Origin of the sequence: Nostoc sp., assembly GCF_036919495.1 — a bacterium.
Taxonomy (GTDB): Bacteria; Cyanobacteriota; Cyanobacteriia; order Cyanobacteriales; family Nostocaceae; genus Nostoc.
Genome location: NZ_JBALBZ010000061.1, coordinates 1 through 26,429 on the forward strand (window position 1 = coordinate 1; position 26,429 = coordinate 26,429).

Consider the following 26,429-nt stretch of genomic DNA (forward strand, 5'->3'; position numbering starts at 1 on the left):
TAATCCACGTATCCGCACCGACCAACAAGCTTTTGGATGCAGGCGTTGCTCTCAAAGACATACCCTTGCCCCACGAGTTCATCTTGAACAAAGACTTGTTGACCGAGCTGTATCCCAGCTTTGCTGCTGGTTTAGCACCTTTCTTCACCTTGAATTGGGGTCAGTATGCTGACTTCCTCACCTTCAAGGGCGGTCTAAACCCAGTAACAGGCGGCTTGTGGATGACTGACATTGCTCATCACCACTTAGCGATCGCAGTTATCTTTATCATTGCTGGTCACCAGTACCGTACTAACTGGGGTATTGGTCACAGCATTAAAGAGATCCTGGAAAACCATAAAGGTCCTTTCACCGGTGAAGGTCACAAAGGTCTCTACGAAAACCTGACCTCATCCTGGCACGCTCAGTTGGCTACTAACCTGGCCTTCTTGGGTTCGCTGACCATCATCGTCGCGCATCACATGTACGCGATGCCCCCTTATCCATATTTGGCAACTGATTATGCTACACAGTTGTGCATTTTCACCCACCACATGTGGATTGGTGCATTCTGTATAGTCGGCGGTGCGGCTCACGCTGCCATATTCATGGTGCGGGATTACGATCCAGTTGTGAACCAAAACAACTTACTGGATCGGGTGCTTCGTCACCGAGATGCGATTATTTCTCACCTTAACTGGGTCTGTATCTTCCTCGGCTTCCATAGCTTTGGACTTTACATCCACAACGATACAATGCGTGCCTTGGGACGTCCCCAAGACATGTTCTCTGATACTGCAATTCAATTGCAGCCAGTGTTTGCCCAGTGGGTACAAAATATCCACACCCTAGCTCCTGGTGGCACTGCTCCCAATGCGCTAGAACCCGTTAGCTATGCTTTCGGCGGTGGGATTTTGGCTGTAGGCGGAAAAGTAGCGATGATGCCCATTGCTTTGGGTACGGCGGATTTCTTAATCCACCATATTCACGCATTCCAAATCCACGTTACTGTCCTAATTCTGCTCAAAGGTGTACTGTTTGCCCGTAGCTCGCGTCTGATTCCAGACAAAGCAAACCTGGGCTTCCGCTTCCCCTGCGATGGTCCTGGTCGTGGCGGTACTTGTCAAGTATCAGGTTGGGATCATGTGTTCCTCGGACTATTCTGGATGTACAACACAATATCCATTGCAATTTTCCACTTCAGCTGGAAGATGCAATCAGATGTCTGGGGAACTGTAGATGCAGATGGTGCTGTGACTCACATCACCGGTGGTAACTTTGCCCAAAGCGCCATCACCATCAACGGTTGGTTGCGAGACTTCTTGTGGGCGCAAGCAACACAAGTCATCAATTCCTACGGCAGTGCGCTGTCTGCCTATGGTCTACTCTTCTTAGGCGCTCACTTTGTCTGGGCATTCAGCTTGATGTTCCTGTTCAGTGGTCGCGGCTACTGGCAAGAACTGATTGAGTCCATTGTTTGGGCGCATAACAAACTGAAGGTAGCACCAGCAATTCAGCCTCGCGCTCTGAGTATTATTCAGGGTCGGGCTGTAGGGGTAGCTCACTACCTCTTGGGAGGAATTGCCACAACTTGGGCGTTCTTCCATGCACACATCCTTTCAGTAGGGTAGCAATCAGCTTTCTACAAGTTAGGAGTTAAAGTTAGGAGTTAGGAATGAAGTTAGGAGTTAGAAGTTAGAAATAAAAATTGAAAACTCATAACTGACAACTCATAAATCTCAACTCATAACTCACAACTCATAACTCCTAACTATCCGAGCTGATACTTGATGGCTAAAGGTCAGAGGATTTATTAAACCTATGGCGACGAAATTTCCGAAATTTAGCCAGGATCTCGCACAGGACCCGACGACTCGTCGGATATGGTATGCGATCGCTACAGGCAACGATTTTGAAACCCATGATGGCATGACGGAAGAAAATCTTTACCAAAAGATTTTCGCAACTCACTTCGGTCACTTGGCAATCATCTTCCTGTGGGCATCCAGCCTCCTGTTCCACGTAGCCTGGCAAGGTAACTTTGAACAGTGGATTAAAGATCCCCTTCATATCCGTCCCATCGCCCACGCGATTTGGGACCCCCACTTTGGTAAACCAGCGATCGAAGCTTTTACCCAAGCTGGCGCTAGTAATCCGGTAAATATTGCTTACTCTGGTGTTTACCACTGGTGGTACACCATCGGTATGCGGACTAACAGTGAACTGTACACAGGTTCAGTATTCCTGTTGTTGTTCGCAGCTGTCCTCTTGTTTGCTGGCTGGCTGCACTTGCAACCCAAGTACCGTCCTAGCTTGGCATGGTTTAAGAGTGCTGAACATCGGCTAAACCACCACTTAGCAGGTTTGTTTGGTGTTAGTTCTTTGGCTTGGGCTGGTCACTTAATTCACGTTGCTATCCCCGAAGCTCGCGGACAGCACGTAGGTTGGGATAACTTCCTCAACACCCCACCCCACCCAGCAGGTTTGACACCTTTCTTCACCGGTAACTGGGGCGTTTACGCTCAAAACCCTGACACTCCTGGGCATATATTCAGCACATCTCAAGGTGCAGGTACTGCAATTCTGACTTTCTTGGGTGGTTTCCATCCCCAGACAGAAGCTTTGTGGCTGACTGACATAGCTCATCACCACTTAGCGATCGCAGTTATCTTTATCGTTGCCGGACACCAGTACCGGACTAACTTCGGAATTGGTCACAGCATTAAAGAAATGCTGAACTCCAAATCCGGTTTAGTACCTGGTAGCAAGAGCGAAGGTCAGTTCAACCTGCCTCACCAAGGGTTGTACGACACCTATAACAATTCACTGCACTTCCAGTTGGGTATTCACCTAGCTGCTCTAGGAACCATCACCTCTTTGGTGGCACAGCACATGTACGCCATGCCTCCTTATGCATTTATTGCTAAGGACTACACAACTCAGGCAGCGCTGTACACGCACCATCAATACATTGCTGGTTTCCTGATCCTTGGTGCTTTTGCTCACGGAGCTATATTCTGGGTACGTGATTACGATCCAGAACAAAACAAAGGCAACGTCCTTGAGCGCGTGTTGAAGCACAAAGAAGCGATTATCTCGCACCTTAGCTGGGTATCTCTTTTCTTAGGCTTCCACACCCTCAGCTTGTACGTCCACAACGACGTAGTAGTTGCTTTCGGTACTCCTGAAAAGCAAATCCTGATTGAGCCAGTGTTTGCCCAATTCGTCCAAGCTGCTCATGGTAAAGTACTGTACGGCTTAGACACCTTGTTGTCTAACCCAGATAGTATTGCCAATACAGCATGGCCCAACTACGCTAACGTCTGGTTACCAGGCTGGTTAGATGCCATCAATGCTGGTACTAACTCCTTGTTCTTGACAATTGGCCCTGGCGACTTCTTGGTACACCATGCGATCGCTTTGGGTCTGCACACCACCACCTTGATCTTGGTCAAAGGTGCTTTGGATGCCCGTGGTTCTAAGCTGATGCCCGATAAAAAGGACTTCGGCTATGCCTTCCCTTGCGACGGCCCCGGTCGTGGCGGTACTTGCGACATCTCAGCTTGGGATTCCTTCTACCTAGCTACATTCTGGATGCTCAATACCCTTGGTTGGGTTACCTTCTACTGGCATTGGAAACATCTAGGTATTTGGCAAGGCAACGTAGCTCAGTTCAATGAGAACTCTACATATCTCATGGGCTGGTTCCGCGATTACCTCTGGGCTAACTCTGCTCAGTTGATTAACGGTTATAACCCGTATGGCGTGAATAACTTGTCTGTCTGGGCTTGGATGTTCTTGTTTGGACACCTAGTTTGGGCTACTGGCTTCATGTTCTTAATCTCCTGGAGAGGTTACTGGCAAGAGTTGATTGAAACCCTTGTTTGGGCACACGAACGTACTCCTCTAGCTAACTTAGTTCGCTGGAAAGATAAGCCCGTGGCTCTGTCTATCGTTCAAGGTCGTGTGGTTGGTCTAGCTCACTTCACTGTTGGCTATGTCTTGACTTACGCCGCATTCTTGATTGCTTCTACTGCTGGTAAGTTCGGTTAACTGGGCTGCTAGTTTCGTAGATAAGTAATTTAAATCCCCTGCCGCAAGGTGGGGGATTTTTTTAGTTTTGGGTGGGGAGGATGGGAAAAATAGAGAAGGGGCGGGCAAGATGCCCACCCCACAAGAAATTATTGGATGTTTTTTTATTTGAAAGTCCCTGATTAAATCTCTAGTTTAAGTAATATTATCTCTCTCATGAGGAGCGATCGCTTTTGGAAGAAAAACTATTTTTCGATTCATCAGAGCCTTCAACTCGTGATTTAATGCTACTTGCCCAGACTGGAGGAGCCTTTAACTTTCTTGAAAATGAACCAGACATATACTCGCTTGACGATGGAGAACCTATCTAATGTCTCTCCAAAAAGGTGATATCGTCTTGGTTCCATTTCCATTTACAGACTTGAGTGGAACAAAGCTACGCCCTGGTTTAGTTTTATGGATAAACACTATAGGCGATGATGTCACTTTATGTTTTATTTAATCTCAAAATATAAGTAATTTGAGTTCAGAAGAATTCATTTTAGAACCTTCATCTCCAGATTTTACTAGTACTTAAACTAATAATCACATTAAGTAAAGAGCCAGGAGTTATGAGTTAAAATATATAACTCATAACTCCTAACTCCTAACTCATAACTACTTAAATTTCTCCATTCACCTGCATTTGATGAACTTGATCCGCTAACTCTTGACGACCTTGATCATCTAGTTTGTCAATAGCTAACATCCCCATGAGAATAACTTCTTTCAGGGTCAAACGTGTCGAATGTGCCTGTTTTTGCACAATCTCTTTAATAATGGGACTCACACCAATCGCTGTACTAGCTCTAGCCACGGAATAAAAGGAAAACACTAATGATTAAGCCTAAATCTTACCACCTCCTATGAAGTTATTTTCTCTAGTTAAAACTTAATTTAAATGTGTTTCAACTCATACTTCAATAAGTAAACATTAATTTTAAATTAGGTATGTAGAGAATAACCTTCTAAGTGCATGGCACTATCTCACAACTGGACAATTTATATCAAAACCTCAATTATGACATCAAAAGTAAGAGCCTACTTTTGGATGAAAATAAACTTAACTTTTATTATCCCAGAATAACGAGTATAGTGTCTAACAGTGCTATAAATAGTTCTGGAGTTATCCTAAACCTTTCTAATTGAGGGTCTACCGACATAACTTCAACTGTGCTGTAAATTACCTAAAATGGTCAGAAACTTCTTTGAGTATCGATCCTTGTATGATGCGAGTTATCGAATCTTGAATCTAACTAATTCTATATTTGAGAACTGACACATTTGCAACACTCAATTTAATCTGATAAATTAAAAAGCTATTCCCCCAGTTCTAGTAAAGTCTAATGCGATCGCAACAATTGAATGACATCTTTAAACCTGAAATCAAATTATTATTTATTATGTTAGCAACGGCAAAAGCCAAAACCTCTGTTCTGAGATACTCAAAAATAACCTACTAATTGCTGAGTTTGTACATACTTGCCATATTTGTGGCAACTGAGTTATAAAAATAGTCGGTTTGTGAAAATAAGGTTTTCAGTACAACTATCCTGACAAATAAAATTTGTATACCACCGGGAAAACCGTAATTTAAAGAGATCGTGAATTCTCAAATATAATCTCGTTAACAGGCTTTACAGAACTATACAGTTTAAATAAGAATAATAACTTAACCGAAGTAAAATTTTCCTGAATACAGGCAACTAATGCTGTCATAGGGAAAAGCAGTGAGTAGAGGAGAGACAAAGCGATGAGGGACCCTTATCTGTTGGCAGCAGGCTTGTTAACAGTATTAGCAATACCAGCATTGGCTCTTCCACATTTGTCGATTATCTTGCCAGAAAATTCTAGACCCCTGTGGGATTTAAAACAGGGTTCCCAGGCAATAGTCAGTGCAAAAATTATCAATAGCGTTGATATCTCCTTACCAGAACTCAGCGGCCAAGCGTTCCAACCCCTAAAAAGTTTGCAGCCAACAGCAGGTGAGAAAAACATTAAGAGTTTACCAGAAGTCAGTAGTCAGGAATTACCAGCTCCAACAGAGTCATCACTCAACCCCAGCCCCCAAGCAACTGGTCTCTCATTGACATCTGGGAATCAACTTTACTACCAAAGATTGGCGGCTCTGAAAACAGGTCAGATTTATACGCGCGTAGAAAGTGATAATTTGCAATCATTGTGGGAGTCGATCAAGAAACGTCAATTAACTTATGATGACTGGAAAAGTTTATTAGCTTTAGAAGCTAGAGCGATCGCTCAAGGTCAAGGTGCAAATCATCTAAGTATCTTAGTTGGTGATTCTTTGAGCATGTGGTTTCCTAGAGAAAAACTGCCTGCTGGGAAATTATGGCTGAATCAAGGTATATCTGGAGATACTTCCAGTGGCGTTTTAAAAAGATTGGGGGCATTTTCGGCAACCCGACCGGATGTGATTTATGTCATGGCTGGGATTAACGACTTACGAAGAGGCGCTAGTGATGACACAATTTTGCGTAATTATCGCCGAATTGTCCGTCGTTTACGGCATACTCACCCAAAAACTCAAATCATTGTCCAATCAATTTTGCCTACTCGCCTAGCAAAACTTTCCAATAGCCGCATTCGTCACCTCAACACACAACTAACTCAGATTGCCAAACAAGAAGGTGCTAATTATCTAAATATTTATAGCTGGTTTACGGATATGGAAGGCAATTTGCGCCCAGAGTTGACCACAGATGGGTTACACCTGTCTCAAGAGGGTTATGATGTGTGGCGATTGGCACTACAACAGATAGAATACAAGGTAACTCAGCGTGAGAAATAAGCGATCGCTTTGCGAAGACTTGGAGCGAGCGCAATTTTTAGATTTATGGAAGTTACTGATAACGATGCCATCACCATACGTTCTCTAATTGAACACCAATTGGCAGCCTTTCAGAAGGATGATGCCCAAGGTGCTTTTGCCTATGCTAGTCCGGCAATTCAGGCGCAATTTGGAACCCCAGAATATTTTATCCAGATGGTAAAGATAAGCTATCCAGCAGTATACCGTCCTCGTTCTGTCTTTTTTGAGAAGATAACAACCATCCAGGGAAACATAACTCAGCCGGTGTTACTACTAGCTCCTGATGGAGTTCCCTTGAGGGCTTTATATTTTATGGAAAAACAACCAGATAATACCTGGAGGATTAACGGTTGCTTTCTAGTTTCCGTAGAAAATAAATAAGTATAAATTATATCTTCATACAACCAAAATATTATAATTTAACGCTCAAGGCTTCCCGATTCAAAATCTGATTTAACTTACCGCTACGATAACCTTCTAAATCCAGGGTTACGTAAATAAATCCGAAATCTTGAAATGCAGAAACTACTTTCTGTAAATCTGTAGTTAACACAAACTCTTTAATTTGTTCTAGTGGTAATTCAATGCGGGCTGTATCTCCTTCCGATCGCACGCGCAAATTCTGCCAACCTAGCTTTCTTAAGAAAATTTCTCCTCTACCAACTCGTTGTAACTTAGCTACAGTAATCTCTTCACCATAAGGAAAGCGGGAACTGAGGCAAGGTTGTGCTGGTTTATCCCACCAAGTTAAGCCGAGTTGTTGCGAAAGTTGTCTAACTTCAACCTTGGTAAGACCGACTTCTGCTAAAGGCGATCGCGCACCTCTTTCTTTCGCCGCCTGAATTCCTGGGCGATAATCATGCAAATCATCGGCATTTACCCCATCCACCACGTAGGGATAACCTAACTCTAAAGCTAAAGGTTTGAGAGTGTCGTGTAATTCACTTTTGCAAAAATAACAACGGTTAACCGGGTTAGAGGTGTAATTGGGATTTTCCATCTCGTGAGTCTGGACGATTTTATGCCCAATCCCAATAGTTGCGGCTTGAATTTTGGCATCTTCCAACTCTTCTGGTAAAAGCGAAGGAGAAACAGCCGTCACAGCCAAAGCGCGATCGCCCAACGCATCATAAGCAATTTTGGCAACCAAAGTACTATCAACGCCCCCAGAGTAGGCAATCAACGCCTGCTCCATTTCTTGAAATAAGGCTTTTAATTGCTCAAATTTTTCTGTCAGCATCATTTCCCAGTCCTGCCCAAACCCTATAGCACCCAACAGTTTCTATTGTAGTCATTTCCCTCTGTTCCCCTACTCCTCTAATTCCCCTGTTGTTGGCGGTTTGCTGTATTTAGCTATCAGACTGGCTAAAAGTGGTAAATCAATTGGTTTAGAAATATAGTCATTTACTCCAGCTGTTAGACAAGTTTCGCGATCGCCTTTCATTGCCATTGCTGTTTGAACAATTACCGGAATCGCCCGATATTGCTGATTTTCTTGCAGTTGCTGTACCAACTTAAGACCATTTCCATCTGCCAGATGAACATCCATCAAAATCAACACTGGGTCTAACTGTGGTAAAGCTTCCCACATCTCCGCAGCATTCTTAACCCAAGTCACCCGATATCCCAATTTACGTAGATAAATTTGCATCAAATGAGCGTTGGATAAGTCATTTTCTACCAGCAAAATATCTACAGAAGAACTAGGGGTGAAAGGCAAAGGAAGTGAGGAGGATTTTTCTTCCCCTGCTCCCTCATCTCCCTCATCTCCCGCCTCTCCCGCCTCTTGCTTAAAGGGAAGTACAAGGGTAAAACGGGAACCGCAATTTACTTCAGATTCCACTTTCACAGAACCACCGTGAATTTGGGCGAGCTTTTGAGTCACTGCTAAACCCAAACCAGTACCTTCACCACCAGCAACAGCCTTGGCAATTTGGAAATAGGGTTCAAACAGTTGAGCTTGGTCTTCTTGGGAAATGCCAGTGCCAGTATCCCAAACTGTAAAATACACAGATAGATCTTTGGGAACAACCTCTAAGCCAACACTTCCTGTACTAGTAAACTTTAGGGCATTGAAGAGTAAATTCAACAGCATTTGCTTGAGTCGCAAGGGGTCAGCTACTAGGGTTGTAATATCGGGGTCAAGTTTTAAACGGAGTTTCAAACCCTTATTAGCGGCTTTCTCTTTCACCAGTGCGAAAACATTGCTACATAGCATTGGCACATCAATTGTTTCCCACTGCACCTCCAGCTGATTTGCTTCAATTTTAGAGAGATCCAAAATATCATTAATCAGAGCTAGCAAATGTTTGCCGCTAGACTGAATGATATTTAAATACTCTTGCTGGCGTTCTTTAGTTGGTTCGTACCCTCGGGCTAAAAGTAGGTGGGTAAACCCAATAATAGAACTAAGCGGTGTGCGAATTTCGTGGCTGGTGTTTGCCAAAAACTGATTTTTGAGTTGATTGGTGCGCTCCAATTCTTGATTAGAGTTATTTAACTCTTGATGCCGTTGCTGCCAAGATAGAATGTGTCTAAGTTGTACCAAGGCTGTTGTACAATGCTTGGCAGACCTTGCCATAAATTGGGATCTGAGTTGAGCAAGTGATTTTATCAGCGAATCACGAGCAGAGTTTAGGGGTGCGGCGGCGATAATTAGCCAACCCATGACGTTGCCAGAATCATCAGCTAACCGCCAAGCGCTCGGTGGTTGTTGATTTTCAAGCTGCTGCAAATCTTCGAGTTCTATGACCTCTTGCAATCTCAACAGCAGCTTTTTTTCTGCTGTCAGCAATTCTAGAGATAAAGGTTGTGAGTTCGGGGATAGAGAAGACGAAACATAGCAAACTGTGGCAACAGTTGCTTCTGGTTCAAACAAAGCGATGCCTACGGCACAATCTGTAACCGCCAAATTACTGCTGTTCACAGCACTGTTAATCTCGTTGACAACAGTTTGGAGAATTTTTGTTTCTGCGGCTCCTGGCTGTGAGACAGTGTTACAAGCAGAAAGCAGGCAATCATTAAGGCGACCTTGCAACTGGTTCAAGCTGCTCTCCAGCCACAACTTGGCGCGAAGTTGCTCAATTGTTGTCAAAGGTTTTGGCCTTACATCTATCTGTGAGTTATGGTCTGGTAAGCTTGAGTACTGCTGCATGGTCAACTAGACCGTTGAACTAGTTTAGCTTCGCATAAGAATCCGAAAAGGATTCTATGTATATTAACTGACAATTCTTTTTTATTTATAAACCATAACTTATGTTGTTATAAACCATAACTTATGATGTTAAATTTAGCATCTCTTCTAAAAAAATTATTATACGAACCACTGACGTAAAATTTTTTAAAGCAACGTAAGGCTTATGGATACACAATTCGCCCAACTAATCGTTAATGGGATTGCGGTGGGGAGCATTATTGCTCTAGCGGCAGTCGGACTGACTCTTACCTACGGAATTTTACGGCTATCTAACTTTGCTCATGGTGATTTTCTAACTTTAGGAGCCTATCTGACATTTTTGTTAAATACTGGCATAAGTATTCAAATTTTCTGGTTTTCCCTAAATATTCCAGGAATTAATATTTGGCTGTCGATGATCCTGGCGGCAGCGGGAACTGTAGCAGCAATGCTGTTATCGGAAAAGTTACTATGGTCAAAGATGCGCTCTATCCGTGCTACTTCCACTACGCTGATTATTATTTCTATCGGACTTGCCTTATTTCTTCGCAACGGCATTATTTTGATCTGGGGTGGCAAGAACCAAAATTATAATTTACCTGTTACGCCAGCTTTAGACATTGCGGGTTTAAAGGTGCCGCAAAATCAATTATTGGTATTGGGTTTGGCGGTGCTAGCAATTTTGGCGCTACATTACCTGCTGCAAAATACCAAAATTGGTAAAGCGATGCGAGCAGTTGCTGACGATCTGGATTTAGCCAGGGTTTCAGGTATCAATGTTGACCGAGTAGTTTTATGGACTTGGGTAATTGCTGGCAGTATTACGTCCTTGGGCGGAAGTATGTATGGGTTAATTACAGCCGTGCGCCCGAATATGGGATGGTTTTTAATTTTACCTTTATTTGCCTCAGTAATTCTTGGTGGGATTGGCAACCCTTACGGTGCGATCGCAGCAGCTTTTATCATTGGCATCGTCCAAGAAATCAGCACTCCTTGGCTAGGTTCACAGTATAAACAGGGTGTAGCACTGTTAATGATGATTTTGGTGCTGCTCATTCGTCCCAAAGGTTTATTCAAAGGAACGATTTGAGCAGCACCACCTACTTCTAACTACTCAATAATGTGGAAATAGTAGGCTGCCACCAAAAAATTGATAGCTAACAAGAACAGTGCCCAGCCTGTGCGATAGGCGTAGGGAGGTTTAGCTCCACTATCGGCAACTGGGGAATTCTTCGTTTTAGAGGTCATAATGCGATTCTCCTAATGTCAGGACTTTTTAAGAAATACCAAACTGGTGTACCAAATATTCAAATTCTTTAAGAATATTTGTGTGAAGTTGGAAATTGGGGATTGGGGACTGGGGACTGGGTATCCCTTCGGCTTCGCTCAGGGCAAGTGGGCATTGGTTATTTCTTCCCCGGCCTCCCCTGCTCACCCTGCTCACCCTGCTCCCTCATCCCCTCACTCCCGACTCCCTCCTCTCCAGCATGATAGGAACTGCGAACCAGAGGCCCAGAACGAACATGGTTGAATCCCATTTCCCATGCTAATCTGCCTAGTTGATCGAATTCCTCTGGAGTCCAATATTTTTGGACTGGCAGATGTTCAAGAGTTGGACGCATATACTGCCCGATAGTCAAGCGATCGCACCCCACAGCCCTTAGATCAGCCATTGCTTCAACGACTTCATCAAGTGTTTCTCCGTGTCCCAGCATCAAACCTGATTTGGTGGGAATTGTCGGATCGATTTCTTTAACCATAGCTAGTACCGAAAGGGAGCGATCGTATTTGGCTCCCCGGCGCACTGGCCCAGTTAACCGTTTTACTGTCTCGATATTGTGATTGAAACAAGCTGGTTTGGCTTTTACAATCAAGGCTATTCGTTGGCGTTGACCTGATTCCCCAACACCAGCACCACCCCAAAAATCAGGAGTCAGCACTTCAATTTGAGTTTCTGGGTTCAATTGGCGGATAGTCGCGATCGTCTCCACAAAGTGCCCTGCGCCCTGATCGGGCAAGTCATCACGGGCTACAGAAGTCAGCACTACATAACGCAATCCCAAAAGCTGCACCGCCTGGGCTACCTTTTGGGGTTCCTCTAAATCAAGAGGCATCGGTGCATGACCTTTATCTACTTGACAGAAAGCACAAGAGCGTGTGCAAATAGGCCCCATTAGTAAGAAAGTTGCAGTTTTTTGGGCATAACACTCCCCCCGGTTGGGACAGCGCCCTTCTTCACAAATCGTGTGAATTTGGCGCTGCTTAATAATGCGTTGTACGGTAGAGATTTCACTGGCTTTGCCAATAGGACGACGTAACCAGCTAGGCATTGCCGTAATTTCAGACTTTAGTTCGGCTCGTTGTGACGAAATCATATAATAGTCCGTTTGGATTTTGAAATTATTTGTCTAGCTAGAGAGTAGGGAAGAAGCCTTTTCGGGGTGTACTGATTTTTTGTAAAAATCAAATACGAGTCCTATAGACATCTAAGCAAAATACGGCTATAGAGTAATAATCTGTTAATTAACAAATGATACATAAGAATAGACGCGGGGATGCTCTTCATTAAGTCCTCATGTCTCAGTACCAGCATGTCCCTTATGCCCTAGAACAGAGCTAGAGCCTTAAATATCACCATGACACAAATTGAAAATAGCAGAATCAAAAGTTTTGCAAAACATCTCTAGCAATGTCATTTATACCGAAATATACTATCCCCCAATTGCTAAAAATTTTGTATATAGTGGGGGAATTCTCAATGACAATCGGCAAAGCCGCTATTTACACTTAAAGTTTCTGTTAGAGCAAACAGCCGTGGCAAGCAACAAGATTTTAGTTATCGATGACACTACAGTTGTCAGGGTAAAAGTACGAGAAATGTTGCCTCCGGGCAATTTTGAGGTACTGGAAGCAAAAGATGGTTTGGAAGGACTAAATTTCATTCTTCAGGAAAAACTCAGCCTGATTATGCTGGATTTCCTGTTGCCTAAAATGAGTGGCTGGGAGGTTTTCCAGAAAGTTCAAGCCGATCCTGAATTAAGGAAAATTCCTTTGGTGCTCATGTCGGGTCGCAAGGAAGAGGTGACTGAGAAAATCACAGAACCCTTTGAATACTTTGAATTTCTGGGTAAGCCTTTTGATCAGAAGCAACTAATTAACGCAATTAAGTTAGCTATGACCAAGGCGAAACTGCCACGCCCAGAACTAGTGCCAGCAGGAGCAGCAACCGCTGTCAAAAATGGGACAATTGCAACTTCTGGTGTAACCACTGCTACTGTAGCAGCCCCTAGCGTCGCAAATACTGCGATGCCTACGGCGGTAAGCAACGCAACCCCTACTGCTGGAGGAGCCTCCGACGCAGAAATTAGTGCATTGAATGAGAAAATTGTCAAAATGCAAGCTGAAATCGATGGCTTGAAGAAACAGCTTACTCAGGTTGTGACCTTTATTAAACAAAAACTCAAGTAGCATTTGTACTCATTATTATTATCGCAGCCAAAAATACCCCGTTTATAATACGGGTGTCCGATTAAAAGCGGGTAAAAATAGTTAGTTCAAAAATACTTATGTTGACAAACCATCGTTGAAAGAAAACAAAATTCAAAAGCAGGAAAACATAACTAGCAATTATCTGCACCTCTATAAATTTTGAATTTTGAATTCCCCGAACGCGAACAGCGTCTTGGCAAAAGAAGAGGTTGACAGTCTATAAAAGCAGCCCAATACCCACACAACCTGCCGCAGTTTGCTCTTAATTCTAAGGAGAACGGCAGGCTTTTTTCTTATTTGTAGGACTTACACACTGTAAAAATGCATCGTTATGTAAATTATGTGAATTAATGATCTCAAGGTTATTTCAGGCTTTTCTGAATTATCCTGCGATCGGAAATAGACCATGCTGTATGTCGGTGTGTGGGTGCGAGACTACAGTACTAAATCTTTACGAATGCTGCGTTAGGATGAAATCTGTAAAGCACCCTACAGCACATAATTTTGTTAAAAAATCAAAGCATAATTACATAGTTTAATATGAAATATTTAATAAAAAAGGATATGTTTTAATTTTATTTAAACAGATGAAATTCCTATTTCATGATACACATAGCCTTTGCAGGGGAATACTAACCCATATAAACAAGAATTATGAGCATACTTCGTAATGTCAATAGTATTAAATACGTTGTCTTGACTAGTTTTAGAGCGTTCGCTTTCATGAAAGTAAAGATTGTTGCTTAATTCCCAGGCTGTAGCGATCGCCCTCGTAGTCGCATAGAGCAATTTATTGTGAAAATGTTGCTGTTATCAGAGTTTTTGGGAACTATAAGATTATTAGGCTAAAAATTTGTCAGCCAGTCTGCCAATAAAACAAAGGTGACTTAGCTCAATCAAGTTTTGATTGAGACTAGCCTCACTGAAAACAAAAAACATATTTTGATTCGGATTAAAGATAATGGCGTGGGAATGTTACCTGATGTCCAGAAAAAAATCTTTGATCATTTATTCACAACCAACCCTGTGGGCCAAGGCACAGGATTAGGTTTATCAATTGCTCGTCAAATTGTTGTCGAGAAACATGGAGGAACTCTGGAAGTAAATTCAGCACCAGGACAAGGTTTAGAGTTCATCATTAAGCTTCCCATTTGAAAATCATAGCAAAAATAATTCTCCATATAGATAAATTTATGTTTAAGGCAGTAGTTGGTCACAGTAACGATCCAGATTCTCTATCAGCAGTTGATGAAGTTATTCAGCAATGTATCAGTTTTCTTATAGAAGATATACCAAAAGCTTGGATTATTTTTGCTGCAATTGACTTTGAACATTCTCTGATTTTGCAGAAAATTCATCAGGCTTTTCCGGGAATTGAGTTGATTGGTGGAACAACAGATGGAGAAATTTCTTCAGTTTTAGAGTTTCAGCAGGACTCAATTACTTTGATGTTGTTTTGCTCAGACGAAGTTGAAATTTATGCAGGAGTTGGACGCAAAGTTTCAGGCGATCCAATTACTGCAACTAAACAAGCTGTAGAAGAAGCTAAAGCAAAAAGTAACGCAGAGCCAAAGCTATGTTTAACCCATCCAGAGAGCCTCACAACTAGTGGTGTGTCTATATTGAATGGCTTAAAACTAGCTCTTGGGCAACATGTGCCAATATTCGGTGGCTTGGCAGGCGATCAGTCAAGATATCAAAATACATATCAATTTTTTCAAACAGAAGTATTAAGTGATTCTGTACCAATTCTGCTTTTTTCCGGCACAATATTATTTTCCCACGCTGTTGCAAGTGGTTGGCATCCCATAGGTCAAACAAGCAAAGTAACTAAAGTAGATAAAAATATACTCTATGAAATAGATGGTAAGCCAGCTTTAGATTTTTATTATCATTATCTAGGTTTTCTTCCTCCTTCAATAGAGTATCCGCTAGCAGTGTTTGATCAGAATGGAAAAAATTTTTATATAAGAGCACCTATTAGTTACAATCAAGAATCTGGCAGCATAACCTTTTTTGGAGATATTCCCGATCAAGCAGTTATTCAAATTTCAGAAGCAGCTTATGAAGATATTTTGGCAGCTTCCAAATCATCATTCATGAATGCCTTAGATAACTATTCAGGCACAGAACCGAGTGCTGTGTTGTTTTTCTCATGTGTAGCTCGTCGGCAGATACTTGGTACGAGGGCACAAGAAGAGTATCAGAATACCAAACTTTCTCTGACTCGCTATTTACCTGCCTGTGGATTTTATTCTTACGGAGAGATTGCTCCTATAGATCGAATTAGCCAAACGCAATTTCACAATGAAACTTTTGTTACTTTAATTTTGGGAAATCGGTAGAAGCTGATGAAAATTGAGGATTATCAACAAGAAATTAAGGAACTCAAAAGAGCAAATAGAATTATCCAAAAGCAATTGCAGCGTTCTGAATTAGACCGGATAAAACTTGAAGATATAAATCAAAAAAAAGAATGTTTGCTTAGAACAGTAATTGAGGAGTTAAAGGAATATCAAAATAACTTAGAGGAAAGAAGCCAGGAACTAGAAATGATGCTGCTTAATCTTCAGATAATGCAGAATAAGATGTCTAGTTTGGGAAGCCTTGTTGCCGATGTAGCTCATGAAATTAATAATCCAGTTAGCTTTATAGCAGGTAATCTGGCTCCGGCTCAAGAGTATATTGAAAATTTATTACATCTGATAAAACTTTATCAACAGACATTCGTAATTAATTACGGTTTGCCGCAAAATTTATGTATGAAAAATAGCAAACTTTGGCCCTGATTGTGAACAAGCGGATAAAAGCAAGCATGAAATTCTCTGACAAAAGAGATTAAGCAGTTATTTTAGATGTATTTTGGGGAACTCTAGAACTGTACTTTCAAAATTGTATCCTCAAAATTTATGACCAATGCACTTAACGGCTCAATGGCTACACTTAATGTTTCTTTAGAACGCGATATATTTTTACGTACATTAATCAGAGAATTATCTGGTACTTTGCAGGACGTAGTTGGCTTAGAAGAAGCTTCTGGATTTATTAGTGTAGTTGGTGAAAGGATGGCTAGGCAGCTAAACCAAGATTACAAATCTGCCTTGGAAGTCTCAAATCTTTCGCGTGAGCAGCTAGCTGATGTCTTGGTTGATTTAAAAAAACGAATCCAGGGCGATTTTTATGTGATTGAGCAGGATGATGAAAAAATTATCTTTGGCAACCGCGTCTGCCCATTTGCCGAAAAAGTGGTTAATCGCCCTGCCATGTGTATGATGACTTCAAACGTTTTTGGAACGATCGCAGCTAATAATCTGGGATATGCGAAAGTAGAATTGCAAGAAACCATAGCGCAGGGTGCTTCTGGATGTAGAGTTATTATTTACTTAAAACTTACAGAAGAGGCAGAAGATGCAGAAGGTCGAGAATACTTTAAAGGACTAGAATAGAACCTGTGTAAACCCTTCACCACTAAACTAACCCCAATATACAAGCTTGAGTGCAGATATGTAAAGTAGAGCCGAACTGTGAAATTGGAAGCCCATGACTCCTGAACAATTTCTTGAACTTGCTAGAGTTTTACCAGAACCTTTACTTCTAGTCAGTAGTGATGGTCAGGTGTTAGCTACCAATCAACCAGTAGCAGATATGCTGAGGCTACGCCGTCAGCAACTGCGGGGAAGAACGCTCTTTGAACTTGTAACCGAGTCTACTAATGATGTTGTAAAGTACCTGCAAGCTTGTTCAAGTAGCAGAGCAATGGTTATTGGCTCCTTAACTTTACGAAAAAATGATGGACAAACCTTAATATGTCGTAGTCAAGGAGCAGTTATTCAACCTTGGTCGCCTGAATCTTCAGCTTTAATTCTCTTACGCTTGGAAAGTAGAACTTTAGCTAGCAGTAATTTCGTCCTCCTAAACGAGAAAATCGATGAGTTAGCAAAAGAAGTTCAGAGACGTAAACAGGCAGAGGAAGCGCTCTTGAAAGTCAATCAAGAACTAGAAATTCGGGTTGAGGAACGTACAATTGCTTTACAAGAAACACTAAACGAACTACAACTTACCCAAACTCAGCTTATCCAAGCTGAGAAAATGTCTAGTTTAGGACAGATGGTTGCTGGTATTGCCCATGAAATTAATAACCCCGTCAGTTTTATTCATGGAAACCTTCACCATGCTCACAAATATACTCAGGATTTACTAAAACTGGTGCAATTTTATCAACAATTTTTTCCAAATACTCCTCCAGAAATCCAAGAGTATCTAGAAGAAATAGACTTAGATTTTCTGATTCAAGACATAATTAAACTCTTCCAGTCAATGAAAGTAGGAACAGAGCGCATTCAGGAAATTGTTAAATCCCTACGTAACTTTTCCAGACTGGATGAAGCAGAAATTAAGCAAGTTAATATCCATGAAGGAATTGATAGTACTTTAATGATTTTGAAGCATCGGCTGCAAGCTAGCCATAAGTACCCAGAAATCAAAGTCATCAAAAAATATAGTCAGCTACCTAATGTAACTTGCTATCCTGGTCAACTTAACCAAGTCTTTATGAATATTATTGTTAATGCGATCGATGCGCTGGAGGCGTCGGTTGTCAATAGTCAGTGGTCAGAAGTCAATCCACAAACTACGAATAATCCCCAAATTAAAATTAAAACTGAGGTAATCGATGAAAAATGGATAACGGTTAGTATTACTGATAATGGTTTGGGGGTAAATGAAGAAGTTCACTCAAAGCTTTTTGATCCATTTTTTACTACTAAAGCTGTGGGCAAAGGTACTGGATTAGGACTATTTATAAGCTATCAGATTATAGTTGAAACACATAAGGGACAACTTAGTTGTTTTTCTGTTCCAGGAAAAGGAGCAGAATTTGTAATTAGGATACCTGTTTCCTGAGTCTCATGAAATTTAATTACTATTTTAGTATTTTTGCGAAACATCAATATAATCATGATTTATTAGTAATATTATTTATATAGGAATCGTAAATTATTTTTGAAAAAATCTAAGTAGTATTGTAGTATAAGTTGTAAATTTGATTTTATGTTAAAAAATATGAGATACGCCTGTCTGCTAATGGGCAGACAGGCGTATCTTTAAGTACAAACTTTGGTTGAGACTCGGTTAAATCTTAGCGGTAGAATCAACTGAGGGTTGAGACTGACTAACCGAATCTAACTTTGGTAAAAGCAGTGGATTTTCTGCTTTTACATTAGTGTTGATTGTTGCTTGCAAAATTGGGGTATTGGAGATAGAATTGTTCGCCAATGTAAACAGTGGATTTGACAAAATACCTGCTATGGAAGTGGCAATTAATGTTACCACCAATCCGACCTGCAAAGGTCTTAGTCCAGGCAAATCCCAACGCACTTGTGGATAATTCTTCACCGAGTCGGACATTTCATGGGGTTCTTTGACTACCATCATCTTGACTACACGAATGTAGTAGTAGATGGAGACGACGGTGGTAACTAAGCCCAGCAAGACTAACCAATAAAGACCTGCTTGCCAACCAGCCCAGAATAAGTAAATCTTGCCGAAAAACCCAGCCAATGGTGGAATACCACCCAAAGAAAGCAGGGAGATACTCAACCCCAGTGTTAAAAGTGGGTCTTTTTGATATAAACCAGAGTATTCGGCAATCTGGTCGGTTCCCGTCCGCAGTGAAAACAGGATGATGCAGGTAAAGCCGCACAGGTTCATGAACAGGTAAACCAGTAGGTAGAATATCATACTGGCATAGCCCGCTTGTGTACCAGCAATCAAGCCAATCATCACAAACCCAGCTTGGGCAATGGATGAATAAGCTAACATCCGTTTCATGCTGGTTTGGGCTAGGGCGACTACGTTACCCAAGATCATACTCAGAACAGCCAGAGCAGTGAAGACAAATCTCCACTCTTCAGCAACAAGGGGGAAGGCTGTTGTCAGTAAGCGGATGGCTAGGGCAAACCCAGCTGCTTTAGAACCGACAGATAAAAAGGCGATGACTGGGGTAGGAGCGCCTTCGTAAACATCTGGTGTCCACTGGTGGAAAGGTGCTGCGGAGATTTTGAAGCCAATACCTGCGATCGCAAAAACCAGCGCAATCACTAAGCCTAAAGATTGACCGACTTTAGCTGTGGCAATGCCATTAGCGATCGCACTTAGTTCAGTTTGTCCTCCAGATAGTCCATACAGCAGTGATACACCGTACAAAAATACTGCTGTACTGGAAGCTCCAATTAACAAGTATTTCAGCGCTGCTTCATTGGAGCGGGGGTCGCGCTTAGTATAACCTGTCAACAGATAAGAGGAAATACTCAGGGTTTCTAGGGAGATGAAAATCATCACCAACTCACTAGCCCCGGATAAAAACATTCCTCCCAGAGTAGCACTCAGCAAAATAGCGATAAATTCTGCTAAAGCGGTGCCGCTCTGCTCAACGTAGCGAATTGACATCAGTATAGTGGCGATCGCAGACAAGGCGATAATACCGCGAAAGACGATACTCAGGTCATCACTATTAAAGCTACCGGTAAAACCGATGGGATTAGGAGCGTCCCATTGAAAATATAGGGCGACAATCGAAGCAAATAAACCTGCGATCGCTAGATATCCAATCCAGCGTGCGGATGTACGCCCCAAAATCAAATCAACAATTAAAACCCCCAAGAGGGTGAGAATAACAATCCCCTCTGGTAAAATCGTTCCAGCGTTTAGCTGGGATGCAATATTAGCAAAATCCATGAGATGTATAGGTTTTGGGGATTAGACATTAAGGCTAACTCTGTTCACTCTAGCAAGTTTTCCAATACCCAGACTAGCTCTTTTAATAAGAGCTTAACAGCTTGGGTGCAGATAGCGATTGCACCAATTTCACTAGCTTACCAGCAGCTTTCTCAGTATCGAGGAACTTACCTAACAGCTTTCCTACCTCGTTTTTCAGGCGTGACTTTTAGCGAATATCATAAATAATTATGCTGCAACCGATGCGTTCGCGTAGCGTGCCGTAGGCAATCGCCACGTATAAAAAGCTTATAAAACTAATAAGGGCACAGCAATGCTGTGCCCCTACAATATTCATAACTCCTAAATTCATTAAAAATCGACGGATGGCAGTTTACCTTGTAGTGACTGAAATTTAGATTGAACACAGTTGGCACAATTGCAACCAAATTGATCGATAATCGGATTAGATGTTTGAATCAAATGTGGTGTTGCCAGATCAGGAATTTGTTGTGTAGATACTACCGTCATAATTTGGGTAGCATATAGAGATTTCAGGCTGGATGCGTTTGCTGGATTGACTACCAGCAGCATGGATACCAAAAATGCAGGACAGGCAAGTAAAATCAGTTTGACTATATTCATAATTCACACAAAGATAGCTTTGCTGATACAGCATAGCTAATAAATTGCCCACCTTCAATTTTAATTATCAAGTATTGCTCAACTGCGCCCAAATCCTTGACCCCGCAAAACCTTTGACCATACAAGTAATTCGCCCTGTTCACCCCCTGCGGCCAGTAACTTCCCTTGGGGATGCCAAGCTAGGGTGGAAAAACCTGCTGAGACACCTGTGATAATTTGGGATACTTCTTTGGCTTTGTTCCACAAACACAACCAGCCATCAGCAGCAGCAGAAGCAAGAAGGAAGCTTTTGGGTGCAAAGGCGATCGCATTGATAACACCCACATGATTAGTTAATACTCGTGCTTCCCAACCTAATGAATCATCCTCTAGTTTTTCCCACACCACAATACCTTCAACGCTAGAAGATGCCAGTATTGGCGCACCCACTTTAGTCATAGCTTCTGACCATGCCAATTGGCGAATTTTACCAGGGAAGCCACGCATTACCCAAGGATCGGGGTTGTTCCATTCCAAAACGGTGACACTACGATCCATGTTGCCAGAAGCCAGGAATTTACCATCGGGTGACCAAGCCATAGCTAAACTGACAGTAGTCATATCTAAGCTGTATGGTTCTTCATCCCAATTTTGACTATGCCAAATTTTGACTCCTTTATAACCACTAATGGCTAAGTACTGTCCGTCAATCCGCCAATCTATACCCAATACTGAAGAGTTATCGAAATTCAGCGTTACGACAATTTCACGAGTATCTGCATCCCAAACTTGGACGTAACGCCCCAAACTAAAAGCTAATTGGTTACTGGTGTAATTCCAAGCTAGCTTGTCAACCCATGCGGGAGCATTTTCTAACGTGGCGATTAATTCAGTGTTGCGCCAAATTTTTACCTGTCCATCTTGTCCACCAACAGCTAAAAATTTTCCATCTGGTGAAAAAGCTAGACAGTCTACTGATTTACCGTTACTAGTTTGTAAGCTTGTGAGTTCGCCATCATTCCACAAAACTACTTCCCCTGCGGCGGAAGTTGCTGCTAAAGTGTTACCTTGTGGCGACCAAGCGATCGCAGTTACATAATCTGAAAGTGTCCCCGAATAGTGTTGTTCAAATTCCTTAGATTTGCTGGTTGTGGTGTTCATAATTTTCTATAGAAGTGAGGAGTTAGAAGTTAGGAATTTTTAACTCATCACTCATAACTCCTAACTCCTAACTTTTTATTTACGCTAAACAAGCGAGAAAATCTTGCTTGAGTTGGGCTGCATCAAGATTGCGACCGATGAATACTAGTTCGTTTTTGGGGGTTTCGCTTGCTTTCCAAGGGCGATCGGGTTTGCCATCAAATATCATGTGGACTCCTTGGAATACAAATCGATTATCTTCTCCAGCAATATTTAAAATGCCTTTCATGCGAAAGATATCTGGGCCTTGGGTACGCAGTAATTCTGAAAGCCAAGTGTTTAATTTTTCTCCATCGACTGCACCTGCTTCTACTAAAGCTACAGAAAAGACAGTTTCATCGTGTACGTGGGCATCTTCGCCTAAGAAATCTGGATCAATTTCTAATGCACGATCTAAATCAAAGGCTTTTACACCTAACAAAGCATCCATTCCGAGTTCAGAATTTTGGGTACGGTAAATTTTTGCGATCGCATTCATCGCCCGAATCCGTTTTTCTAATTCATTCAACTCTTCTGGCGCTACCAAATCTGTTTTATTAAGTAAAATTACATCGGCAAAAGCAATCTGTTCTTGGGCTTCGTCTGCATCCCAGTGCTGCCAAATATGCTTGGCATCTACCACTGTCACCACCGCATCTAGAGATAGTTGGTTTTGTAAATCTTCATCAACAAAAAATGTCTGAATTACTGGTGCAGGATCAGCTAATCCAGTTGTTTCAATTACTAAGTGGTCAAATTTATCGCGCCGCTTCATCAAATTGCCAATGATGCGAATTAAATCGCCGCGCACTGTACAACAGATACAGCCATTGTTCATTTCAAATATTTCTTCATCTGCATCGATAATCAATTGATTATCAATACCCACTTCCCCAAATTCATTGACAATCACAGCAACTTTTTTACCGTGTTCGTAGGTGAGGATGTGATTGAGTAGAGTCGTTTTACCTGCTCCCAAATAGCCTGTAAGAACAGTAACGGGAACTGAATTGTTGATTACGTCAGCCACCATACTCTAAATTCCTCTTGTCTCACCTTATGGATAATCATTATCGCCTATGATAAATCTTTTTATATTTTTGTGCGAACTTGCTGTTATTTTGGATTTCAGCAAAATAATTACATAATTTAATCCAGAAGCACTTTATTTTTATGCATCTGTAATAAGTAATAAATATTCATAAGTTGGGGTAGCTGGTAGGAATATGGCATACAAGCCGACCTATACTGCGGTCAATACGGTTGGGTTAAAGTTAGCACTCTTTGTCAAAGTCATTTTTTTAACGTAGATGCGGAGCGGCTTGCCGCAGGCTACCGCAGAGGCGCAGAGAACGCAGAGAGAAAAAGTGCGAGAACTGCATTTGCTTCTCTCTCTGTGTCCTCTGTGCCTCTGCGGTTTAAAAGAATTTATTGACCAATATTTTTACCCATCTTGAAAGGGCTAGTTCTATAATCCTAGTCTCGCACCAAGGTGCAATGTAAAGATTTAATTTTCTGAAGAGAATAAAAAATCTTGAACTACTTCTAAAACAACTCCTGGGTATTCTTCATGCAGTCCCAAAGAACCGGGAATAACAACGCTTTTCACTCCTGGTAAGGCTACCAAAGCGTTCATTTCTTCTCGTGATTTAGGGGGGCTGGATTCTCCAATTACTACAATGAGCGGTACGGTTAAAGACTGTACAAGTCCCAGAAAATCAGATTGTTCGTGTACAGCATCGAGATTACCAGTTACAAAGGCAGCAGATGCAAATCTCGCTCCTGGTTGTTGAGTGGTGTGCCACTTCTTTTCAATAAAGCTGGGTGTAATTTTAGCCGCGTCAGTAAAGACATGACGGCGGTACATAAAACTTAAGAAAGATTGGGTAGTGTTGAGTTTGTAGAGAGCTTGACCAAGTATAGGCGATCGCACCAATTCTCTCACCATCCCAGCTATTTGCTGACTTGCCCCCATTGTCGGCAAAGGCCCACGCCAAGTAGGAGCTAACAACACAATTCGTGAGAAAGTATCAGGTTTCTTGACAGCTAATTGTAAAACGTAACTAGCAGCATGACCAGCCGCTACTACAGTAACGGTAGTATTAAAAACAGCTTTGACAAAATCTTCCAGAAATTGCTGATATATTTCCGGTCGGTAATTCAAACTAGGGCGAGAAGATTCACCAAAACCTGGCCAGTCTATTGCTACAACTTGAAAATTGGGAGCTAGTAACTTGGCAAGTTCGCCTACTTCCAAACGCGTTGAAACACTGCTGAAAGATGGTAGCAGCAATAACGGTGAACCTTTACCGAGGGTTTCATAAACAACGCGTAATTGCTGATTTTCCCAATTCCAGAGATATTCTTGAACTACTCCACCAAAGCCAGTAGCAGCAGAGGTAGATAATAAATTGGTTGACATAAGACTAAATTTTGGTAGTTGTATGTTTTTTGTCATTTGTCAGTTGTCCTTTGTCCTTTGCAAATGACTAATGACTAATGACAAAGAACCAAGTTTAGCTAGGTAAATCTAACTTACATTCCAATGCTTTTTTTTGCATGGTTTTAAAAATATTGTAAAATCCATTAGCACGAGAGGGTGTCAGGCTAACATTTAAACCTGTTTCTTGAATAAAATCTGGAGTAACTTGAACAATCTCAGTTGGCGTTAATCCATGTAATCCTTCAACCAGAAGCCCTACTAATCCTTTGGTTAACTGAGAATCGGAATCGCCCTGAAACACAACCTTACCGTCATCCAATGCTGCGGTGATATAAACTTGAGACACGCAACCAGGAACTTTATTTTCGGGTAGTTTATCAGCTTCTGGGAACTCATTGAGCTTCTGAGCATACCAGATTAGCTGTTCGTAGCGTCGCTTCGGTTCGGAAGCGCGTTGAAAGCGCTGGACAATTTTAGCGAGCGCAGGTGGCAAAGAATCTAGAGTTGAGGACATAACAGAAGCTGCAAATGATCGGTCTTACCTTGAGTGTAAATTATCTGGAGTGCGATGCCTACGGCAGGCTGCGCGTACACGCCTCCACTTCACTAAGGCATATCAGCTAGCTATAACATGTTAAATCTAGACAATTACTGCGTAGGCGCAGCCAGCCGTAAGCACCGCATTCATTTTCAGTCAGGTTTTTCAATGCGCCTAATCACAAAAACTTAATTTTTTTATAAACAAGTTCTAATAGTAACTCTATGGAAGTTACTGTTGTATCACTATAGGCTTACTGCTATTACGTAAGTATATGGAATGGGTGAAATTTATGTATAGCTTGATTTTACTATGGTATGCCTAGGTTGGGCTGCGCCTACGCACTTACAAAATTAGCTGCAATTAGCTTTTAACTAAGCAGCTAGAGAATAATCAATAATTAAAAATTAAAAATCAAAAAAATTCTGATTTTTAATTTTTAATTTCTCTCCCTTAAGGATTAATTCGTAGTTTGTGCAGCTAGCATCTGCTTCAGCTTTTCTAATTCCGAAGCCCAACGAGGATCTGGACGAATAGCGTCTGAATCGGTGGTTGCGGTGTTGTTTTCACGAGAACCTCCGCCGCCACTGCCGCCACGACGAGGCTTCTTAGAGCTTTTCTCGCGGCGGCTACCTTCTCTATTAGGGATAGGAGTGGGGGTACTACTAGCAGCAGTAACTGGTTTTGGAGCTTGCTCCTCGCCCTCATCACCTTTTGTCCGAGGTAATGCTTTCTCTAGCTTAATCGGAGTGTCTTTGAACATCTGACCATTATATTTTTCAATAATTTCGTCAGCTTGCTCGTCATTATTAACTGTAAGAAAACCGAAACCACGGCATTTGCCAGTTTTACGGTCTTTAATTAATTTAGTAGTTACAGCATCACCTTCTGCTGCAAAAACTGCTTGCAGATCCTGACGATCTATTTCTTCTTTAGGCAAATTACCTATATATAGGCGAATGGACATGAACTATACCTCCAGAGTTAAATGAACATGGCAAGGCAAGAAAACAATCACTTGGCTTTGGCTTTTAATTAAATAGATGCTATTGAGCAAGACTACCATCAACCAATTTTTTTGCTTGAAACTGTCAACCTATACAACAATACAGTTTTTCGTCGGGATCAAGCTTGTTTAATCTAAAGGCCCACACTATCGTGAGCTAATAACACCTTAATTCTAAGAATTGTAAATTTAATAGCCTATTGCCTGCTAAAGTACACGCTTTCTTTCATGCCTTTTTTCGCAGAATCAAATACCATTCCTTAAATTACCACGGTATTTTCTACGTAGCTAGTTTAGCGCATACATTTCCGAAATTAGTATTACTGCATCGTAACATAAAACACATTTTTTTATTCAAGGGAGCATATTTTGAAACAAAAA

General features: G+C 41.7%; 25 protein-coding genes. 13 read left to right on the forward strand and 12 right to left on the reverse strand.

Annotated features, from left to right (window positions below; all coding sequences use genetic code 11):
- From psaA to V7K25_RS07710, 3 genes are all read left to right on the forward strand, one after another.
- The coding region (gene psaA, locus V7K25_RS07700; protein WP_335156628.1) for a photosystem I core protein PsaA at positions 1–1,610 on the forward strand (1,610 nt) is incomplete at its 5' end.
- Between the two features lie 190 nt (positions 1,611–1,800).
- Complete coding sequence (gene psaB, locus V7K25_RS07705; protein ID WP_335156630.1) at positions 1,801–4,032, forward strand: photosystem I core protein PsaB; 2,232 nt, start codon at positions 1,801–1,803, stop codon at positions 4,030–4,032.
- Positions 4,033–4,381: 349 nt separating this feature from the next.
- Positions 4,382–4,513, forward strand: a complete 132-nt coding sequence (locus tag V7K25_RS07710) for a hypothetical protein (RefSeq protein ID WP_335156632.1) — start codon at positions 4,382–4,384, stop codon at positions 4,511–4,513.
- 159 nt (positions 4,514–4,672) lie between these two features.
- Here the strand turns inward: V7K25_RS07710 and V7K25_RS07715 are convergent, their stop codons facing one another.
- Positions 4,673–4,885 (reverse strand): hypothetical protein, encoded by a 213-nt coding sequence (locus V7K25_RS07715; protein ID WP_100899890.1) that lies wholly within the window; start codon positions 4,883–4,885, stop codon positions 4,673–4,675.
- Positions 4,886–5,803: 918 nt separating this feature from the next.
- Here V7K25_RS07715 and V7K25_RS07720 point away from each other — a divergent pair.
- Both V7K25_RS07720 and V7K25_RS07725 read left to right on the forward strand, forming a co-directional pair.
- Positions 5,804–6,859: an SGNH/GDSL hydrolase family protein gene (locus V7K25_RS07720; RefSeq protein ID WP_335156634.1), complete on the forward strand. Its 1,056-nt coding sequence runs from the start codon at positions 5,804–5,806 to the stop codon at positions 6,857–6,859.
- 45 nt (positions 6,860–6,904) lie between these two features.
- Entirely contained in the window at positions 6,905–7,261 is a 357-nt protein-coding gene (locus V7K25_RS07725) for a DUF4864 domain-containing protein (protein ID WP_335156636.1), read from the forward strand.
- A 31-nt stretch (positions 7,262–7,292) separates the two neighbouring features.
- Here the strand turns inward: V7K25_RS07725 and larE are convergent, their stop codons facing one another.
- Positions 7,293–8,123, reverse strand: a complete 831-nt coding sequence (gene larE / locus V7K25_RS07730; protein ID WP_335156637.1) for an ATP-dependent sacrificial sulfur transferase LarE — start codon at positions 8,121–8,123, stop codon at positions 7,293–7,295.
- Between the two features lie 66 nt (positions 8,124–8,189).
- Complete coding sequence (gene hrmK, locus V7K25_RS07735) at positions 8,190–10,034, reverse strand: hybrid histidine kinase/response regulator HrmK (RefSeq protein WP_335156639.1); 1,845 nt, start codon at positions 10,032–10,034, stop codon at positions 8,190–8,192.
- 205 nt (positions 10,035–10,239) lie between these two features.
- On the opposite strand from hrmK, the gene V7K25_RS07740 reads away from it, so the two are divergent.
- On the forward strand, positions 10,240–11,145 hold the full coding sequence (locus tag V7K25_RS07740; protein WP_335156641.1) for a branched-chain amino acid ABC transporter permease: 906 nt from the start codon (positions 10,240–10,242) through the stop codon (positions 11,143–11,145).
- A gap of 20 nt (positions 11,146–11,165) precedes the next feature.
- On the opposite strand, the gene V7K25_RS07745 is transcribed toward V7K25_RS07740, so the two are convergent.
- Together V7K25_RS07745 and lipA are read right to left on the reverse strand one after the other, a co-directional pair.
- Positions 11,166–11,303, reverse strand: a complete 138-nt coding sequence (locus tag V7K25_RS07745; RefSeq protein ID WP_322717902.1) for a photosystem I protein PsaX — start codon at positions 11,301–11,303, stop codon at positions 11,166–11,168.
- 158 nt (positions 11,304–11,461) lie between these two features.
- The gene (gene lipA, locus V7K25_RS07750; protein ID WP_335156643.1) at positions 11,462–12,430 is read right to left on the reverse strand and encodes a lipoyl synthase; all 969 of its coding nucleotides are present in this window, start codon (positions 12,428–12,430) and stop codon (positions 11,462–11,464) included.
- Between the two features lie 439 nt (positions 12,431–12,869).
- Here lipA and V7K25_RS07755 point away from each other — a divergent pair, with 439 nt between their 5' ends.
- The 6 genes from V7K25_RS07755 to V7K25_RS07780 all read left to right on the forward strand — a co-directional run bounded on the left by V7K25_RS07755 (position 12,870) and on the right by V7K25_RS07780 (position 18,446).
- The gene (locus tag V7K25_RS07755; protein ID WP_335156728.1) at positions 12,870–13,523 is read left to right on the forward strand and encodes a response regulator; all 654 of its coding nucleotides are present in this window, start codon (positions 12,870–12,872) and stop codon (positions 13,521–13,523) included.
- A 924-nt stretch (positions 13,524–14,447) separates the two neighbouring features.
- Positions 14,448–14,699, forward strand: a complete 252-nt coding sequence (locus V7K25_RS07760) for a sensor histidine kinase (RefSeq protein ID WP_335156645.1) — start codon at positions 14,448–14,450, stop codon at positions 14,697–14,699.
- Positions 14,700–14,737: 38 nt separating this feature from the next.
- Positions 14,738–15,889 carry an FIST signal transduction protein gene (locus V7K25_RS07765; RefSeq protein ID WP_335156647.1) on the forward strand — a complete coding sequence of 384 codons (1,152 nt, stop codon included), beginning with the start codon at positions 14,738–14,740 and terminating at the stop codon, positions 15,887–15,889.
- A 6-nt stretch (positions 15,890–15,895) separates the two neighbouring features.
- Positions 15,896–16,333, forward strand: a complete 438-nt coding sequence (locus V7K25_RS07770; protein WP_335156649.1) for a hypothetical protein — start codon at positions 15,896–15,898, stop codon at positions 16,331–16,333.
- Positions 16,334–16,453: 120 nt separating this feature from the next.
- On the forward strand, positions 16,454–16,990 hold the full coding sequence (locus V7K25_RS07775; RefSeq protein ID WP_335156651.1) for a methanogen output domain 1-containing protein: 537 nt from the start codon (positions 16,454–16,456) through the stop codon (positions 16,988–16,990).
- A gap of 94 nt (positions 16,991–17,084) precedes the next feature.
- Positions 17,085–18,446 (forward strand): sensor histidine kinase, encoded by a 1,362-nt coding sequence (locus V7K25_RS07780; RefSeq protein ID WP_335156653.1) that lies wholly within the window; start codon positions 17,085–17,087, stop codon positions 18,444–18,446.
- A 228-nt stretch (positions 18,447–18,674) separates the two neighbouring features.
- Here the strand turns inward: V7K25_RS07780 and V7K25_RS07785 are convergent, their stop codons facing one another.
- Positions 18,675–20,279, reverse strand: coding sequence for an NAD(P)H-quinone oxidoreductase subunit N (locus tag V7K25_RS07785; RefSeq protein WP_335156655.1), 1,605 nt, complete (start codon positions 20,277–20,279; stop codon positions 18,675–18,677).
- 3 nt (positions 20,280–20,282) lie between these two features.
- Between V7K25_RS07785 and V7K25_RS07790 the strand changes: the two genes are divergently transcribed.
- The gene (locus V7K25_RS07790; protein ID WP_335156657.1) at positions 20,283–20,507 is read left to right on the forward strand and encodes a hypothetical protein; all 225 of its coding nucleotides are present in this window, start codon (positions 20,283–20,285) and stop codon (positions 20,505–20,507) included.
- Positions 20,508–20,630: 123 nt separating this feature from the next.
- On the opposite strand, the gene V7K25_RS07795 is transcribed toward V7K25_RS07790, so the two are convergent.
- From V7K25_RS07795 to V7K25_RS07820, 6 genes are all read right to left on the reverse strand, one after another.
- Complete coding sequence (locus V7K25_RS07795) at positions 20,631–20,903, reverse strand: hypothetical protein (protein WP_335156659.1); 273 nt, start codon at positions 20,901–20,903, stop codon at positions 20,631–20,633.
- Between the two features lie 78 nt (positions 20,904–20,981).
- Complete coding sequence (locus V7K25_RS07800) at positions 20,982–22,043, reverse strand: WD40 repeat domain-containing protein (protein WP_335156661.1); 1,062 nt, start codon at positions 22,041–22,043, stop codon at positions 20,982–20,984.
- A gap of 79 nt (positions 22,044–22,122) precedes the next feature.
- Positions 22,123–23,094: a CobW family GTP-binding protein gene (locus tag V7K25_RS07805; RefSeq protein WP_335156663.1), complete on the reverse strand. Its 972-nt coding sequence runs from the start codon at positions 23,092–23,094 to the stop codon at positions 22,123–22,125.
- 474 nt (positions 23,095–23,568) lie between these two features.
- Positions 23,569–24,483: an alpha/beta fold hydrolase gene (locus tag V7K25_RS07810; protein WP_335156730.1), complete on the reverse strand. Its 915-nt coding sequence runs from the start codon at positions 24,481–24,483 to the stop codon at positions 23,569–23,571.
- Positions 24,484–24,577: 94 nt separating this feature from the next.
- Positions 24,578–25,018, reverse strand: a complete 441-nt coding sequence (locus tag V7K25_RS07815; RefSeq protein WP_335156665.1) for a SufE family protein — start codon at positions 25,016–25,018, stop codon at positions 24,578–24,580.
- Between the two features lie 484 nt (positions 25,019–25,502).
- Complete coding sequence (locus tag V7K25_RS07820; RefSeq protein WP_335156667.1) at positions 25,503–26,009, reverse strand: RNA recognition motif domain-containing protein; 507 nt, start codon at positions 26,007–26,009, stop codon at positions 25,503–25,505.
- Positions 26,010–26,429 lie beyond the last annotated feature (420 nt).